This window comes from Weissella sagaensis (assembly GCF_010306265.1).
Taxonomy (GTDB): domain Bacteria; phylum Bacillota; class Bacilli; order Lactobacillales; family Lactobacillaceae; genus Weissella; species Weissella sagaensis.
This window is the reverse complement of sequence record NZ_BLKA01000007.1, coordinates 65,855-81,763: the sequence shown is the minus strand read 5'-3', so window position 1 is coordinate 81,763 and position 15,909 is coordinate 65,855. Positions and strand designations below refer to the sequence as shown.

14 protein-coding genes are annotated in these 15,909 nt (G+C 36.2%); all 14 read right to left on the bottom strand.

Annotated elements, in window-relative coordinates; all coding sequences use genetic code 11:
* Positions 1 to 77: 77 nt before the first annotated feature.
* Positions 78 to 1,829, bottom strand: coding sequence for a glycoside hydrolase family 13 protein (locus G7Y65_RS07835; protein WP_137600803.1), 1,752 nt, complete (start codon positions 1,827 to 1,829; stop codon positions 78 to 80).
* Positions 1,830 to 1,844: 15 nt separating this feature from the next.
* Positions 1,845 to 2,948 (bottom strand): ABC transporter ATP-binding protein, encoded by a 1,104-nt coding sequence (locus G7Y65_RS07830; RefSeq protein ID WP_042493729.1) that lies wholly within the window; start codon positions 2,946 to 2,948, stop codon positions 1,845 to 1,847.
* A 12-nt stretch (positions 2,949 to 2,960) separates the two neighbouring features.
* Positions 2,961 to 3,800 (bottom strand): sugar ABC transporter permease, encoded by an 840-nt coding sequence (locus G7Y65_RS07825; protein WP_042493726.1) that lies wholly within the window; start codon positions 3,798 to 3,800, stop codon positions 2,961 to 2,963.
* 9 nt (positions 3,801 to 3,809) lie between these two features.
* A complete protein-coding gene (locus G7Y65_RS07820; protein ID WP_042493724.1) occupies positions 3,810 to 5,147 on the bottom strand; it encodes a carbohydrate ABC transporter permease in 1,338 nt (445 codons plus the stop codon).
* A gap of 71 nt (positions 5,148 to 5,218) precedes the next feature.
* On the bottom strand, positions 5,219 to 6,427 hold the full coding sequence (locus G7Y65_RS07815; RefSeq protein ID WP_137600801.1) for an extracellular solute-binding protein: 1,209 nt from the start codon (positions 6,425 to 6,427) through the stop codon (positions 5,219 to 5,221).
* Positions 6,428 to 6,595: 168 nt separating this feature from the next.
* Positions 6,596 to 8,275, bottom strand: a complete 1,680-nt coding sequence (locus G7Y65_RS07810) for a glycoside hydrolase family 13 protein (RefSeq protein ID WP_042493721.1) — start codon at positions 8,273 to 8,275, stop codon at positions 6,596 to 6,598.
* A 304-nt stretch (positions 8,276 to 8,579) separates the two neighbouring features.
* Positions 8,580 to 10,307, bottom strand: a complete 1,728-nt coding sequence (ptsP, locus tag G7Y65_RS07805; protein ID WP_042493720.1) for a phosphoenolpyruvate--protein phosphotransferase — start codon at positions 10,305 to 10,307, stop codon at positions 8,580 to 8,582.
* A gap of 38 nt (positions 10,308 to 10,345) precedes the next feature.
* A complete protein-coding gene (locus G7Y65_RS07800; RefSeq protein ID WP_042493719.1) occupies positions 10,346 to 10,612 on the bottom strand; it encodes a phosphocarrier protein HPr in 267 nt (88 codons plus the stop codon).
* Between the two features lie 183 nt (positions 10,613 to 10,795).
* Positions 10,796 to 10,981: a protein YkzS gene (gene ykzS / locus G7Y65_RS07795; RefSeq protein ID WP_042493717.1), complete on the bottom strand. Its 186-nt coding sequence runs from the start codon at positions 10,979 to 10,981 to the stop codon at positions 10,796 to 10,798.
* A 32-nt stretch (positions 10,982 to 11,013) separates the two neighbouring features.
* A complete protein-coding gene (locus G7Y65_RS07790) occupies positions 11,014 to 11,985 on the bottom strand; it encodes a beta-ketoacyl-ACP synthase III (RefSeq protein ID WP_042493716.1) in 972 nt (323 codons plus the stop codon).
* An 88-nt stretch (positions 11,986 to 12,073) separates the two neighbouring features.
* Positions 12,074 to 12,691 carry a histidine phosphatase family protein gene (locus G7Y65_RS07785; protein ID WP_042493714.1) on the bottom strand — a complete coding sequence of 206 codons (618 nt, stop codon included), beginning with the start codon at positions 12,689 to 12,691 and terminating at the stop codon, positions 12,074 to 12,076.
* 107 nt (positions 12,692 to 12,798) lie between these two features.
* Entirely contained in the window at positions 12,799 to 13,752 is a 954-nt protein-coding gene (gene trxB / locus G7Y65_RS07780; protein ID WP_042493713.1) for a thioredoxin-disulfide reductase, read from the bottom strand.
* A 161-nt stretch (positions 13,753 to 13,913) separates the two neighbouring features.
* Positions 13,914 to 14,789, bottom strand: coding sequence for a UTP--glucose-1-phosphate uridylyltransferase GalU (galU, locus tag G7Y65_RS07775; RefSeq protein ID WP_042493711.1), 876 nt, complete (start codon positions 14,787 to 14,789; stop codon positions 13,914 to 13,916).
* A 7-nt stretch (positions 14,790 to 14,796) separates the two neighbouring features.
* The gene (locus tag G7Y65_RS07770) at positions 14,797 to 15,855 is read right to left on the bottom strand and encodes an NAD(P)H-dependent glycerol-3-phosphate dehydrogenase (RefSeq protein WP_170999668.1); all 1,059 of its coding nucleotides are present in this window, start codon (positions 15,853 to 15,855) and stop codon (positions 14,797 to 14,799) included.
* Between the last annotated feature and the right edge of the window lie 54 nt (positions 15,856 to 15,909).

Genomic DNA, 15,909 nt, shown 5'->3' with positions numbered 1-15,909 from the left:
CCCTCGTTATACTAAAACCAATTATACCATGCTTAGTTGTGCAGAACTATTTAGGCTTAAACTAAATATAGCAACATTTATTTAGTCAAATATACAAACACCGAATGCGGTGCTAACTTTCTTTCAAGGATGTCTTCGTTACCAAATAATACAGTCATACCACTAACGTCTTCAATAGGTAATGTACTTTGACGAGAAAATACACCTGTAATTATTTTTTGGCCTAGCTGGCGTTTTACTACAATACCATCTTGTAACGGGATTAATACTAGATTACCCTCTGCAAATAATTTTGCATATTGCCTTCTAATTTTGATAATAATTTTCGTATTCTGATAAGTTATATTATCTTCATTAGCTAACTGCCATGCCATTGGTTTACGGTTATCTGGATCATCACCACCAGTCATCCCTAATTCTGTACCATAGTAAATATCAGGTGTACCTGGTTGCATAAACATAAACATCAATAACTGTCTGACAATTTTTTCATTGCTAACTTCAGTTTGAATACGTGCTGTATCATGTGAATCTAATAAATTAAACATCATTTGATTAGTTGTGTCCGAATATAACATCAACTCATGTGTCAAACGATTAGTAAATTCTTCAGGGGTTTGATCGTTCTGTATAAAGAAGTCTTTTATATGCTGCATATATGCATAGTTCATGACACCATCAAATTGACTGCCATCTAGCCACGGTTGCGATGTATGCCAAATTTCACCTAAAATGTAAATATTTGGTTTAATTTGCTTCATACGCGTACTAAACTGACGCCAAAAGTGATGGTCTACCTCATTTGCAACATCTAAACGCCAAGCATCAATGTCAAACTCCTTCACCCAATACTCACCAATTGAAAGCAAATATTCCTGTACTTCAAGATTACTCGTGTTCCATTTTGGCATGTGAGGTGTAAATGCAAACGTATCATAATTAGCTTTTTTGGAAAATGCTTCATCCGTTATGTCAGAATTTACAGCTATTGGAAAATGATTAATATGAAACCAATCTATATATTGCGATTGATTCTCATTTTTGATAACATCCTGCCATATTGGTGACTGATCACCAATATGGTTAAACACGGCATCTAGCATCACACGCATATTTCTTTTATGGGCTTCATCAATTAGCTTTTTTAAAGTTGCTTTATCTCCAAAATTGACGTCTACTTCATAGTAATCACTTGTATCATACTTATGGTTAGACGGCGCTTTGAAAATTGGGGTTAAGTATAATCCATTAATTCCTAAATCTATTAAATAATCTAATTTTTCAATAATACCTTCTAAATCGCCACCATAAAAGCTATCTGATTGGGGTGATACTGTTGAATCCCAAGGTAATGTCTTAACCGGATCATTATTTATATTACCGTTATTAAACCGATCTGGAAAAATTTGATACCAAACTGTTTCTTTAACCCATCTTGGTCCAATACTAGCATCAATTAAATGAAAGTATGGTAACTTAAAAAATGCACTACCATTTTCACTAATTTGCTTATTAGGGTGATAAAACTGTTGATCAGCATAAAGGCTAACTTCACCATCATAATCTTCTAACAAGAATGCATAGGCTAAACGTTTCGTCTTTTGCTCTAATTCCAGTTCCCAATAATCATAAATATCATCATGCCGTTTCTTAATTAAAAATTGTGATATTGCTGGCTTATCTGCCGATATGAGATAAGGATCCCCATACAATAATTTAATTTTTTTAATATCATTTAATGCTGTTTTAATGCGAATAGCCACTGTATCTTCTGACAGTAACGTTATATCTTCACTTTCTGGTCGATGATAAATACCTGCCTTGAACATAAGCACTCTCCTTTATTAAATAATGCGGTTTGTTGTGACAGCATCAAAATAGTGTGCTTTTGATAGATTAGCTGCAACTTGGATTGCTGTACCTGGTGCAACATAATCACTACCTTTACCACGAACGACAATTTCTGAATTACCAATTTTTGTATATAACATAACATCAGCACCTAGCAACTCCGAAATTTCTACCTGAGTTGTAAATTTGCCACCAACATATGTCTCCATTGCAATCGGATCAAGGTGTAAATCTTCTGGCCTAATACCAAATACAATTTTTTTGTCTTCATATCCTTTATCAGTTAATTGTTTAGAAATACCTTGCGGTAAGGTTACAGAAAATCCTTCATCGCTCACTAACATACCATCATAATATTCAACTTCCAATAAATTCATTGCTGGTGAACCAATGAAGCCTGCCACAAAAGTATTAGTCGGCTCATTATATAGTTCATTTGGTGTCCCAATTTGTTGAATATCCCCATGATCAATAATGACAATACGATCAGCTAAAGTCATTGCCTCAGTTTGATCATGCGTCACATAAATTGTTGTTGCACCCATTCGCTTATGAATTTTAGTAATTTCTGCACGCATTTGTACACGTAACTTTGCATCCAAGTTTGAGAGTGGCTCATCCATTAATAATATTTTTGCATCTCGCACAATTGCTCGCCCCATAGCAACACGTTGCCGTTGACCACCCGACAAGTCGGCTGGTTTACGCTCCAAATATGGTTCAATTCCTAAAATTTTGGCAGCTTGATGAACCCGTTCTTCAATTTCTGTTTTAGGCGTCTTCTTTAATTTTAAACTGTAGCCAATATTATCAAAGACTGTCATATGTGGGTAAAGTGCATAATTTTGAAAAACCATCGCAATTTCCCGATCCTTTGGTGCCACTTCGTTCATTACTTCACCATCAATAGTAAATGTGCCATCCGTTATTTCTTCTAAACCAGCAATCATGCGCAATACTGTTGACTTACCTGATCCAGATGGTCCAACAAAAACAATAAATTCTTTATCATGAATATCTAAGTTATAATCAGCGACTGATGGTTCACTGGCATTCTGATATTGTTTTTTAATATGTTCTAATTTTATTTCTGCCATTTTATTTTCCTCTTAACCCTTTACTGCACCTGAGGTCATACCTTCAACGAAGAATCTTTGCAAAGCGATGAATAGAATTGTAATCGGTACCGCAATTAATACAGATCCAGCAGCGAACGCCATAAACAACGAATTTGCAGATTCACGGGTCATCATAGTATACAAACCAATTGCTACCGTATAATTTTGAATATTATCGCCCATAATTACTCGTGCAAAAATGAAGTCCATCCATGGTCCTGTAAAGGCCATTAATGTTGTATACACAATTATCGGCTTTGACAAAGGTAACGTAATTGTTCTAAAAATATCCCACTTCGTTGCGCCATCTAACATTGCTGACTCATCTAAAGAAATTGGGATTGTATCAAAAAAACCTTTTTGTACATAAAATCCTAACGCTGCTCCTGCTACATAAACCAAAATTAGTGCAACTAGTGATTGTGTCAATCCAATTGCCTTCAAAATGTAATAAATAGCAATCATACTCATAAAGCCAGGAAACATGTTCAATACCAACGCACCTTGTAAGAAACGGCCACGCCAACGGAATTTTAATCTTGATAACGAATATGCCATCACAACCGTTATAAATGTTGATAATGTTGCACTAACAACTGCGACAATTAATGTATTCATGAACCAACGACCAAAAGGATATGTTGAATTAGTAAACAACATTTTATAATTATCTAGTGTGAAATGATGTGGTATAAAATAATCAACAAACATGCCACCTTCAGATCTAAAACTCGTTAATACAATCCAAATGATAGGTAATACCCATACTACTGCCAATAACGTTAATATTGTATAAACAATCATACGTGTCCGTTTATTTTTATTTTTCATAACTTACTCCTATCCCAGATTATTCATCTTATTAACACGTTTGTAAGCAAATAAAGAGAATACTGCTGACAATGTGAAAATCAAAATTCCGATAACTGAAGCTAGGTTGTAATCTGCAGCATCGATTGTCAATTTGTACAACCAAGTCACCAATAAATCGGTGTCTCCTGCATTATAGTAATCAGAATTCATCGGACCACCACCGGTTAACAAGAAAATAACATTGAAATTATTGATGTTACCAATGAATTGTTGAATTAAACTTGGTGCCATAACAAATAGAATTTGGGGAAAAGTTAAATCACGGAAAATTTGAAATTTGTTAGCCCCATCAATTTCAGCAGCCTCAATTTGATCTTGATTCAAATTTTGTAAAATACCTGTTGTTACCAACATTGTGGCTGGAATACCAATCCACATATTAACAATAATTACGGTGACCTTTGCCCAAGTGCCGTCAGTTAAGAATGGCAAAGGATGACTAATCACATGCCAATTCATCAGCATTGTATTAACCATACCGGAATCATTTAATAAATTATTCATAATTAATAATGTAATAAATTGCGGTACTGCCATTGTTAAGATAAATAACGTACGATAAACCTTTTTACCCTTAATGCCTTTAGCATTGATTAACATGGCTAATAATACACCAAACAAGAAAGATGTTACTGTTGCCATAATGGCCCAAACAATGGTCCAACCTAGTAATGGGAAAAATGTACTAGCAACATCTCCACCGAGCACATTACCCAAATTTTCAAAGCCAACCCAACTAAATAAATTTTTAGGTGGTAAATGATTATGATCGTAATTCGTAAAGGCAATAGAAATCATATAAATTAATGGTAATATCGTAAAAGCAACGACACCAGCAACCGGTACCGACATTAGCAAGATATGTAACTTGCTATCTAATAATGCTGATAAATCTTCTTTTAAAGTTGGAATGCTTTTATGATATAAATCTAATTCCTGCAATTTTCTAGCTGATTTTAAATTTACCCAATATTGATAAAAAAAGATAACAACAACGAGAATAGTTGCAACCCCAAACAAGAGCAACAACATCGAATTATCACCTTGATGTAACACATTTATCCCTAACTTTTTATCAAATACAAATCCTTGCTTATGTGTTCCAAGAGTTATTAGGGATTGTAAACTCTTAATTCCTCTAGCAAAGAACCAAGTAAAAAAAGAAATTTCAACTGCTAAAAACCATAATCCTTTTAGTATCTGTCCATGTAAAAGTTGCGATGTCCCCATAATGATAGCCGATAATTTCATTCGCCAATCGCCTACTTTTAAGGCTTCACGCACTGATAGTTTCTGCGTTTGCATGCGATATCCTCCATATAGTGATGATAAAAAGATATGCCTTACTAGGCATATCTTAGTTATTACTATGTAACTTATTTTTCAGACTTTGTTGATTGCTTAACCAATTTATCTAACTTAGATTGCATCTCTGTATCTGAGGTAAGCTTGCCTTTATAAGCATCATTAATCAATGCATCTGACGGTCCCCAGAAGGTCACCATTTGTGGTAATTTAGGCATAATAACTGAATTTTCAGGCTTAGCCATTTCCGTCACAGCAGCAGCCACATCATCTTTTTGAACATCGCCACTAGCTTGTACTGATTTACTTGATGGTACGTAACCTAATTTATCGAACACTTGCTTTTGGACTTTATTTGATGATAAGTAGTTAGCTAATTTCATTGCATTTAATGCTTTATCTGTTTGTGCATTAACACCAAATAATTTAACACCCAGGAAAGTTTTCATCTGCTTGTCACCATCACCAAAATTAACTGTTGGATACTTGGCAACCCCTAATTTATCTCCCATTTCCTTTTTCAAAGTCACCTTATCCCATGGTCCAGAAAGATAGGCATCGGCCTTACCATTTGACATTTTGTTTAAAGAAGCTGCATCCGTACTTTGAATAACACCATTATTATCCTTTTGCTGGGCAATCCACTTTAAAACTTGCATGCCTTTATCATTGTTAAAGTTAGTGCCTTTTACTTTTTCACCATTTTCACCATACAAGTAATCACCATTACTCATAAATAATGGTACATATTTATAATTAGCACCGTCACCAGCAAAGTTTGTTGTTAGCTTACCTTTCTCAGTAAGTGAGGCCCATGATTTAATATCATCTGCTGAAAGCTTTTCCTTGTTATAATATAAAACTTGCGTCTCAACACCATAAGGGTACCCATACATCTTGCCCTTATATGAAGCCCCTTGGACAGCTGAATCAGTCTGATCCTTTTTAATGCTCTTTTCATACTTCGTGTTTTGATAAATCAAGCCCGCCTGCACCATTTGCCCTAATTGATCATGTGGAAACATAAAGACATCTGCTGCTGCTGACGGATCCTTTTTTAAATCAGCTTGAGCATCTGCTGACTGCCCAATTTTAAAGTCCACTTTGATACCAGTGTCTTTTGTAAATTGCTTAACGATTGGTTTATATGCTTTATTATCAACCCATAATTTAACTGCTTTATCATCAGCAGAAGCCGAATTATTTGATACGAATATACCTGCTGAAGTAACTGTAGCAGCCAGTGCTGTCATCATAACAATTTTATTTGCCTTACCCATTTTTTATCCTCTTTTCAAAATATCCCAAAATAATGTAAGCGTTTTCATTAATAATTATAGCAACTTATTAAAAAAAAGCACGATGTTACCGGTAACATAAATTCACATAAAAAGAACGTACAAAATTAATCATTTTAAGTACGTTCCTTGCTTATATATTCACAATATTTATTTGACCCCAAGCACTATTGCACTATATCCTGACATCGTCACACGATGTTGGTTTATCGCAGTATCACCCACTGTTACAAGTTGTTCACCTATTTGCACCAACCCAAATCTTACATTATTTGGTGACAAGTTTACCAATATCGTCAAAACTTGTTGACCTAATGTCCGTTGATATCCAATTACTGTATCAGGCAGTGAAGTTAATGGTGTAAATACACCCGATACTGCAAGTTTTTCCCAATTTTCATCATGTCGAATTTGTCCTAATTTTTGATAATAATGTAATACTGATGAAGTATCTGCCTGTTCATCAGAAACATTAATACCTTGACGATCGTTGCCCATCTTTAACCAAGGCGTTACGTCTGAAAAACCACCAAACTCAGAATCGTCCCATTGCATCGGTGTTCGTGCATTATCTCTTGATTTTGCATTAATTGAAGCTAATGCCGCTTCCTTTGAGTAGCCAGTTTCTAATGCTTCATGATAATTATTAATTGATGATACATCATTAAATTCTGCAATGTCTTGACGTTCAAAATTTTTCATTCCTAGTTCTTGTCCTTGATAAATAAAAGGCAATCCTGGTAAGAAATAATACATCGTCGCTAATGCCTTGGCTGTCTGTGCAGTTTGATATGCCTTATTTGGTACTAATTTTGAAAGCACTCTTGGTTGATCATGATTCTCCAAGACATTAGCCAAGGTCCCTTTAATATCAATAGCCGTTCGCTGGGCATTAAACATTGCTTGGCGTAAATCTTTAATTTGCCAAGTACTGCGACCTCGATACCATTCATCGGTGTTTTGCACATCAATATTCATATATGAAAAATCAAAAATAGCTGAAAAATAGCCTTCAGGTCCAACATATTTTTCTAGATCACTGTCAGGAACACCATATGCTTCACCAACTGTTAAGGCATCATACTTATCAAAAGTTGCTGCTTTTAATTCATTCAAAAACAAATCAATGCCTGGACGATTTTGTCCCTTTTTAACAACTGCAACTAGGTCATCAATGCCATCAGCAGGTAAACTGGCCCAATCCAAATCTTTCTTCAAATGCGTAATCGCATCAACACGGAAGCCAGCAACCCCCATTTCTAGCCACCAATTAATCATTTGATAAATTTCTTGTCTTAGTTTTGGGTTTTCCCAGTTTAAATCGGGTTGCTGTGGTGCAAATGTGTGAAAGTAATAGTTTCCTTGTTCCCCTGGTACAGGCTCCCAAGTAGAACCACCAAAAATACTTCGCCAATTATTTGGCGCTTTACCGTCGTCACTTTGCTTAAAAATATAGTAATCCCGATACTCACTATCAGGATGTTCCAACGCGTCAATAAACCATTGATGCTGATCAGAGGTATGGTTTATCACTAAATCCATAATGACCTTAATACCTCTTTTTTCGGCTTCGGATAAAAACCGCTTAAAATCATCCAAGGTACCAAATTGTGGATCAATATCCTGATAATCAGAAATATCATATCCCATATCTACCATTGGTGATTTATAAATTGGTGATACCCAAATCATTGTTACACCTAAATCTTTAATATAATCCAAACGATTAATCATCCCTTGAATATCACCAATACCATCATGATTAGTATCCTGAAAAGAGCGCGGATAAACTTGATAGACAACCTCATTTTGCCACCATTTTGTATTCATTGATAAATCCCCCAGTTATTTATTAATGACTTTAGCTTATAGGAGACTCATTAAATATTCAACAATACAATCATTGATTTAAGTAATCGCTTTCATTGATTTATTTTAAATTATTTATAACAATATTATATATATAAATTCATTAGAAATATCTTTTATTATTTTTCTAATATACAAATAAGCATATCAGGTTATCCTATGTTACCGATAACAGAATCATATCAAGCTTTAAAATTATGGCTAATTAAAAATGGAGGTAACCTGTTATTTCAGATTATCTCCATTAAATATTTTATTAACTTATCTAGTCTACTGAAACATTAGCTTGTACTAAAGCAATAACTTCATCATTGGTTTCAGAATCAACGGCTTGCTCAGCTAGCTGCGCCATTTCTTGCGTATCCAACTTCTTCATCAATGAACGCGCTTGCAAAATTGATGTAGCTGACATTGAGAATTCATCTAATCCCATACCCACAAGGATAGGCAAAGCAATTGGGTCACCAGCCATCTCACCACACATTGCAGCAAACTTACCATACTTGTGAGCAGAATCAATAACATTCTTAACCAAACGTAAGATTGATGGATTATATGGTTGATACAAATATGACACACGGTCATTACCACGATCTGCAGCCATTGAATAACCAATCAAGTCGTTTGTTCCGATTGAGAAGAAATCAACTTCTTGAGCAAATTTATCAGCCAAAACAGCTGCAGCTGGAATTTCAATCATGATACCTAACTTGATATCATCTGAAACTTCAGTACCTTCAGCAACTAACTTCGCTTTTTCTTCATTAAAGATATCACGAGCAGCACGGAATTCTGGTAATGTTGCCACCATTGGGAACATAATCCACAATTGACCGTAAACTGATGCACGTAATAGCGCACGCAATTGCGTCCGGAAAATATCATCACGATCTAATGAAATACGGATAGCACGGTAACCCATAAATGGATTATCTTCTTCTGGTAATGGCAAATATGGTAAGTGCTTGTCACCACCAATATCCATCGTACGAACCGTTACAGGTTTACCATCCATGCTTTCAAGTACTTTCTTATATGATTCAAACTGAGCTTCTTCAGTTGGTAATTCTGAAGAATCCATGTACAAAAATTCAGTACGATAAAGGCCAACACCTTCAGCACCATTTTCAATCACACCATCAAGATCCTTGGGAGTACCGATATTAGCACCAATGACAAATTCTTTACCATCAGCAGAAACAGACTTTTCATTCTTTAGCTTAGCCCATTCTACCTTCTTATCAGCATATGCACGACCCTTTTGTTGATATTCAGCAATTTCAGCATCAGATGGTAAAATCAATGCATCCCCATCCAAGCCATCCAAAATTACCATATCATTTTCATCAATATCCTTTGTAGCAACATCAGAACCGACGATTGCAGGGATTTCTAGCGTACGTGCCATAATCGCTGCGTGGGCAGTACGACCACCAACATCAGTAATAAAGCCTTTTACATAGCGACGATCAAGTTGTGCTGTGTCTGAAGGCGTCATATCGTGCGCAACAATTACAACTTCTTCATTAATCAAGGCAGGATTGGGTAAATCTTTGCCTAATAAATGACTCAAAACACGCTTCGTAACATCACGAATATCAGCAGCACGTTCTGCCATATATGGATTATCATCTGCCATAGCTTCGAACATACCAATATACATATCAGTAACAGCTTTTAGCGCTGCTTCAGCATTTGTTTTGTCGGTATCAATTTTATCATTGATACTACTTAGAAGTTCTGGATCCTCTAATACCATAATATGTGCAGTAAATACTTCAGCTTCATCAGCTCCCATTGACGCTTCAGCTTTAGTACGAATTGTTTCCAAATCTGCCTTAGATGCCAAAAAGGCCGCATTTACGCGGTCTTTTTCACCTTGAGCATCGTCGATTGTGCGAGTCTCAAAAGACAGATCCGGGTCAACAAGCTTATATGCTTTTGCAATTGCAACACCATTAGATGCTGCAATTCCTGTAATTTTTTTAGTCATTACTCTGTTCCCTTTGAATCTGTTTATTTAATTACAAATTAATCAGTCAAACCTTCAGTTGACATTGTTTCTGCAATAGCTGCCAAGGCATCAGCCTCGTCATCACCTTCTGCAGAAATCTTAACGTCAGCATTTTGACCAACACCCAATGACATAACACCCATAATTGACTTCAAGTTTACATCCTTACCTTGGTATGACAAGGTAACGTTTGATGAGAACTTTGAAGCTGCTTGTACCAACAAAGTTGCTGGACGTGCGTGGATACCAGTTTCGGCTACAATGTGAAATTCGCGTGATTCCATGGTGATAATCTCCTCTAAATTTAAATATTATTCTTATAAATGGGTTTAGTGAATCAATACTTTCAACAATCTTTTTTCAACTAACCTCTATAAACATTTTATCAGGTATTAAATACAATCGCAAGCGCTTACATATTTTTTTCATTAATATTCATTGCGTTATAGTTATCAATAAATTTATTTCTATGATGCTTCATCATCTTTTGCTGTGTACGTGATAATGCCACCTCGTTCAGCAGTACCAGTAATTGCATTTTGATATGGGTAGTCACGCCAAACATTATAGAAATCTGAAAACTCTTTTGCATTAACTATAAATTGATCTAATTCGCCCGATCTAAGCTGATCTAACATTTGATTATAATCCATTTGGCCTCCTTAACTATATTATACCGTTAATTTTAAAATTGGCACAAGAGACTTCCATAAGTAAAGCCGGCACCAAATCCCGTTAATAAAACTTTTTTACCTTTTAAAGGCACTTGGTGTCTTAGTTCATCCAAAGCCATCGCAATACCGGCTGACGATGTATTACCATATTTAGTTACATTTGTAACAAATTTGCTCATTGGCTGATTTAATTTTTTGGCCAACATCTCTATAATCCGCAAGTTTGCTTGATGCGGAATAAAATAGTCAATGTCATCTGGCGTTAAATTATTCTGTTGCAATAAGTCATTAATATGTGCCGGAATTAAACGTTCTACTTCACTAAATACCTGACGTCCTTCTTGGTGGAAAGCCGTCGTTTTGGGGTAATTATTCGCAGATATTTCATTTAACGGTGCAATTAATCCAGAATGAACCACTTTTGAATTACCAATTGTATGCATTTGCTCAGCAACTACAAGGCTATCTGATGAAGCTTCTAAAATAAAGGCAGCTGCCCCATCCCCAAAGAATACAGCAGACGTTCGGTCATTAAAATCCATCATTTTAGAATTAACTTCAGCTGAAATAACTAAAGCATATTTTGCTGCATTGGCTTTTAAAAATTTATCAGCAGTGCTTAACCCAAACACAAATCCAGCACAAGCAGTTGATATATCATATGCCCATGCTTTTTTTGCTTGTAAGTTTCTTTGAACTAACGCTGCAGTGGATGGCGCTAAACCATCTGGTGTAAACGTCGTCACAATAATTAAGTCAATATCGTCTGGCGTAAGTAACGTTTGTTCAAATGCTTGTTGCGCTGCCTTAGTTGCTAAGTCTGAAGTATTTTCTCCTTGAAGAGATACATGTCGCGTCTTAATACCCGTATGTGTTTGAATCCACTCGTCATTTGTATCCATAATTGTTGCCAAATCATCATTGGTGACAATATCTTCAGGTACATAATGAGATGAGGCAACAATTTTTACGCCTTGCGCCATACTTTGATTTCCTCCTAAATACTATTACAGGCTATTATACTTGTACAAGCACAAAAAAACATTAATTTTTAATAAAAATTACATTTCATCAATACTGTTGATTAAAAAAGTGTAAATACTTTTGACCATCAGTTGTCTGTGTCAATTTTGTCATACTAGCATTGCCTGGTTCTGGTAAATGTATTGTTGCTGGCGTTATACCAAAAGTCGCCATTATCACTGCTTTAATCGTAAAGCCATGCGTTACTACCACAATATTATCAGTTGGATAATTTTTCGTCATTTCATCTAAAAAGATCTGTACACGTTCAACCACCTGTTCAAATGTTTCACCCTCAGTTGCATATTTAACATATTGTGGTAAAACATCATGCAAGATGTCATCAAAAACATCCGGATATGCCGTCATTAATTTTTGATTACTTTTACCGTCCCATTGACCATATGAAATTTCTAATAATCTTTCATCAGTTTGTAGCGACAATTGACCCGTTTTATTTAATAATGCCGCTGTTTGTTGCGTTCTGTTCAATGGACTAGCTACAAGATGTTGCGCAAAATCTAAATCAAAATGCTCTGCTAGCCTTGTAACTTGTTGAATTCCCGTTTCATTTAACTCTGTATTTTCAGTATTAATTTGACCTTGTTTTAAACCACTTGCATTTGCTAGCGTTTGACCATGTCGTACAAAATAAAAGGTTGTCATCGTGTTACTCTCCTGTATTAGCTAAAAAAGCTGGAACAAAATGATGTTCCAGCCAAGTGATACTAAAGATTATCAATAACATTGCTTAAATTGGTAAGTATGCCAAATTATGCTTTTGTTACCTTTTGCTGTTTTAACTTGAATTCTTCATTATATGAGAAGACATTTTGACCAGCTACGGCAGCATCACCCACAGCAGTGGTAATTTGACGTAGTTCCTTATCACGAACATCACCAAGAGCAAACATTCCTGGGCGTGCTGTTTCCATACGCTCATTGGTTTCAATCCAGCCTTGTTCATTTGTAACACCTAAATCAGCCACAACTTGTGATACTGGCAATACACCAACATAAATAAAGACACCAGCAGCATCTACCGTATAAACTTCATCAGTGACATTATTATGCACGCGAACGCCAGTTACCTTCTTGTCGTCGCCTAAAATTTCTTCAACTTCAGTATTCCAAACAAATTCAATCTTTTCGTTGGCAAATGCACGATCTTGCAAAATTTGTTGTGCACGTAATTTATCACGACGATGGAAAACCGTAACTTTATCAGCTAATCCAGCTAAATAAGTTGCTTCTTCCACAGCTGAATCACCACCACCAACAACAATTACATGTTGATTACGGAAAAATGCCCCATCACATACTGCACAGTACGAAACACCACGGCCAGCATAGGTATCTTCACCAGGGACCGCTAATTTCTTATAATCAGAACCAGTTGCAACAATAACCGTATTACTTGTATACTCATCCATATCAGTTACAACATGCCATGAACCATCTTCTTGTGCTTGAACATGCAAAACTGTTCCAAATGCATATTCTGCACCAAATTGTGTTGAAGATTTATACATATTTTCGGCTAAGTCAGGGCCTAAAATACTACTAAAACCAGGGTAGTTTTCTACTTCGGCTGTATTATTCATTTGACCACCATAAATACCGCGATCAATCATCAACACAGAAAGATTTGCACGCGATGCATATGTTGCTGCTGTCATACCACCAGGTCCTGCACCTAAAATTATCGTGTCATAATGTTGAACCATAATAACACCTCCATCTTCAAATACTTTATTTTCTTATTTCCTAATTACTTCTATTACATTTTACCTTCTTTGAAACAGAAAGCAAGCTATTTACTTACTTTTTGTTAACAAAAATAAAACTGTAAGTATTTTATCATACCAACAGTTTTATTTTTAACAAATTAATCTAGTTTATTGGCTAAATCTTTAATGTAGCGCTTCAAAGCTTCAGCTGTTTGTGGATGCTTCAAACCAAATTCAATATTAGTTGTCAAAAAGCCAATTTTTGAACCAATATCATAACGGTCACCCTTAAATTCATGCGCATAAACATGTTGACGCTTGTTTAACGTATCAATGGCATCTGTTAATTGGATTTCGTTACCTTTACCAGGCTTAGTATTTTCCAACTCTTCAAAAATTTCAGGCGTCAATAAGTAACGTCCAATAATAGCCAAATCTGATGGTGCATCTTCAGGCTTTGGCTTCTCCACAAAGCTATTAACTTGGTGAAGGCCATCAGCAACTTCCTTTTCAGGTGCAATGACACCATATTCAGAAACTTGATCGTGTGGAACCTTCATAACAGCCAACGTTGACTCACCTGTTGTATTATAACGGTCAATCAACTGCTTTGTTAATGGTTCATCATCATGCATCAAATCATCACCTAGCATGACAACAAATGGTTCGTCCCCAATAAATGACTTAGCAGTCAAAACCGCATCCCCCAAACCGCGTGGATGTGATTGGCGAATAAAGTACAAGTTGATATCGGTTGTTTCTTCAACAATCTTCAATAACTCATTCTTTCCCTTCTCACGTAAGTTATTCTCTAACTCAGGATTTGAATCAAAGTGATCTTCAATAGAACGCTTTGACTTACCATCAACAATCACGATATCTTCAATTCCTGAAGCTAATGCCTCTTCAATGATGAATTGGATAGTTGGCTTATCAACGATTGGCAACATTTCTTTTGCTAATGCCTTAGTAGCTGGCAAAAAACGTGTCCCTAATCCTGCGGCTGGAATAATTGCTTTACGTACTGGTTTCATGATTTAATTACTTCCCTTCTTGTGAGACTGGCCGTCCCATTAATAACTGCATAACATTTTTAACATCTTCATTGTCATAAATAACACGATACATAGCTGAAGTAATTGGCATTTCAACATGTTTCTTTTGTGCTAATTCATGCGCAACTTTGGTAGTTGAAATTCCTTCAATAACCATTCCCATATCAGCCACGACATCATCTAGTTGCTTCCCCTGGCCTAATTGCACACCTGCACGATAATTACGTGAGTATACTGATGTTGCCGTCGCAAATAAGTCGCCTACACCAGCCAAGCCCATAAATGTAATGGGGTTGGCACCAAAAGCTTGTCCAAGACGACTAATTTCAGCTAACCCTCTTGTAAACAATGCTGCTTTTGCATTAGCATCATATCCTAAACTCTCCAAAGCCCCTGCTCCAATGGCAATCACATTTTTAAGAGCTGCGCCGATTTCTGATCCCACAACATCGGTATTGGTATAAACACGGAAAATTTGATTGCTCAATACATTCTGTACATACTTTGCAACCGTCAGATCTGAGCTGACTGCCGTCACTAGTGTTGGGTCATGCTTGATAACGCCTTCAGCATGTGAGGGACCAGCAATAATCCCCAAGCCACCTAAATATTCACTTGGAATTTCTTCGGCAAGCATTTCAGATACCCGCTTATAAGTGACCGGTTCGATTCCCTTAGTCGCTGCCATAACAACAACTTTATGGTTAGTTTCCTTTAAAATTGTCACTAACTGGCGAGCTACTTCACGTGTTGCTTTAGTTGGAACAACACTTAACACAAGATTAGCGTCTGCAATTGCTTGCTTCATATCAGCAACTGCGATGACACCTTCATTAAGTGGATGTTCACCCAGATATTTTGTATTACGATGGGTTTCGTTAATTTCATCAACTTGTTCAGCACGATGACTCCACAAGCGCACAATATGCCCATTTTCAGCGGCAACATTTGCCAGGGCGGTTCCCCAAGAACCGGCACCTAAAACTGCAATAATTTCGCGACTCACGAGATTCCTCCTTGTTACTAATATCCCTGAGAATACCATAATAATACCACATCTTAATATCTTGGCAATCAAAATTTAAGCTTTGTCTACCCT

Excerpts from the sequence above, each read along its gene's own strand:
- G7Y65_RS07825 (WP_042493726.1), bottom strand. The coding sequence starts at position 3,800 with ATGAAAAATAAAAATAAACGGACACGTATGATTGTTTATACAATATTA.
- G7Y65_RS07800 (WP_042493719.1), bottom strand. The coding sequence starts at position 10,612 with ATGGAATCACGCGAATTTCACATTGTAGCCGAAACTGGTATCCACGCA.
- G7Y65_RS07815 (WP_137600801.1), bottom strand. The coding sequence starts at position 6,427 with ATGGGTAAGGCAAATAAAATTGTTATGATGACAGCACTGGCTGCTACA.
- G7Y65_RS07810 (WP_042493721.1), bottom strand. The coding sequence starts at position 8,275 with ATGAATACAAAATGGTGGCAAAATGAGGTTGTCTATCAAGTTTATCCG.
- G7Y65_RS07770 (WP_170999668.1), bottom strand. The coding sequence starts at position 15,855 with ATGGTATTCTCAGGGATATTAGTAACAAGGAGGAATCTCGTGAGTCGC.
- G7Y65_RS07790 (WP_042493716.1), bottom strand. The coding sequence starts at position 11,985 with ATGGCGCAAGGCGTAAAAATTGTTGCCTCATCTCATTATGTACCTGAA.
- G7Y65_RS07835 (WP_137600803.1), bottom strand. The coding sequence starts at position 1,829 with ATGTTCAAGGCAGGTATTTATCATCGACCAGAAAGTGAAGATATAACG.
- ykzS (WP_042493717.1), bottom strand. The coding sequence starts at position 10,981 with ATGGATTATAATCAAATGTTAGATCAGCTTAGATCGGGCGAATTAGAT.
- G7Y65_RS07785 (WP_042493714.1), bottom strand. The coding sequence starts at position 12,691 with ATGACAACCTTTTATTTTGTACGACATGGTCAAACGCTAGCAAATGCA.
- G7Y65_RS07830 (WP_042493729.1), bottom strand. The coding sequence starts at position 2,948 with ATGGCAGAAATAAAATTAGAACATATTAAAAAACAATATCAGAATGCC.
- ptsP (WP_042493720.1), bottom strand. The coding sequence starts at position 10,307 with ATGACTAAAAAAATTACAGGAATTGCAGCATCTAATGGTGTTGCAATT.
- trxB (WP_042493713.1), bottom strand. The coding sequence starts at position 13,752 with ATGGTTCAACATTATGACACGATAATTTTAGGTGCAGGACCTGGTGGT.
- galU (WP_042493711.1), bottom strand. The coding sequence starts at position 14,789 with ATGAAACCAGTACGTAAAGCAATTATTCCAGCCGCAGGATTAGGGACA.
- G7Y65_RS07820 (WP_042493724.1), bottom strand. The coding sequence starts at position 5,147 with ATGCAAACGCAGAAACTATCAGTGCGTGAAGCCTTAAAAGTAGGCGAT.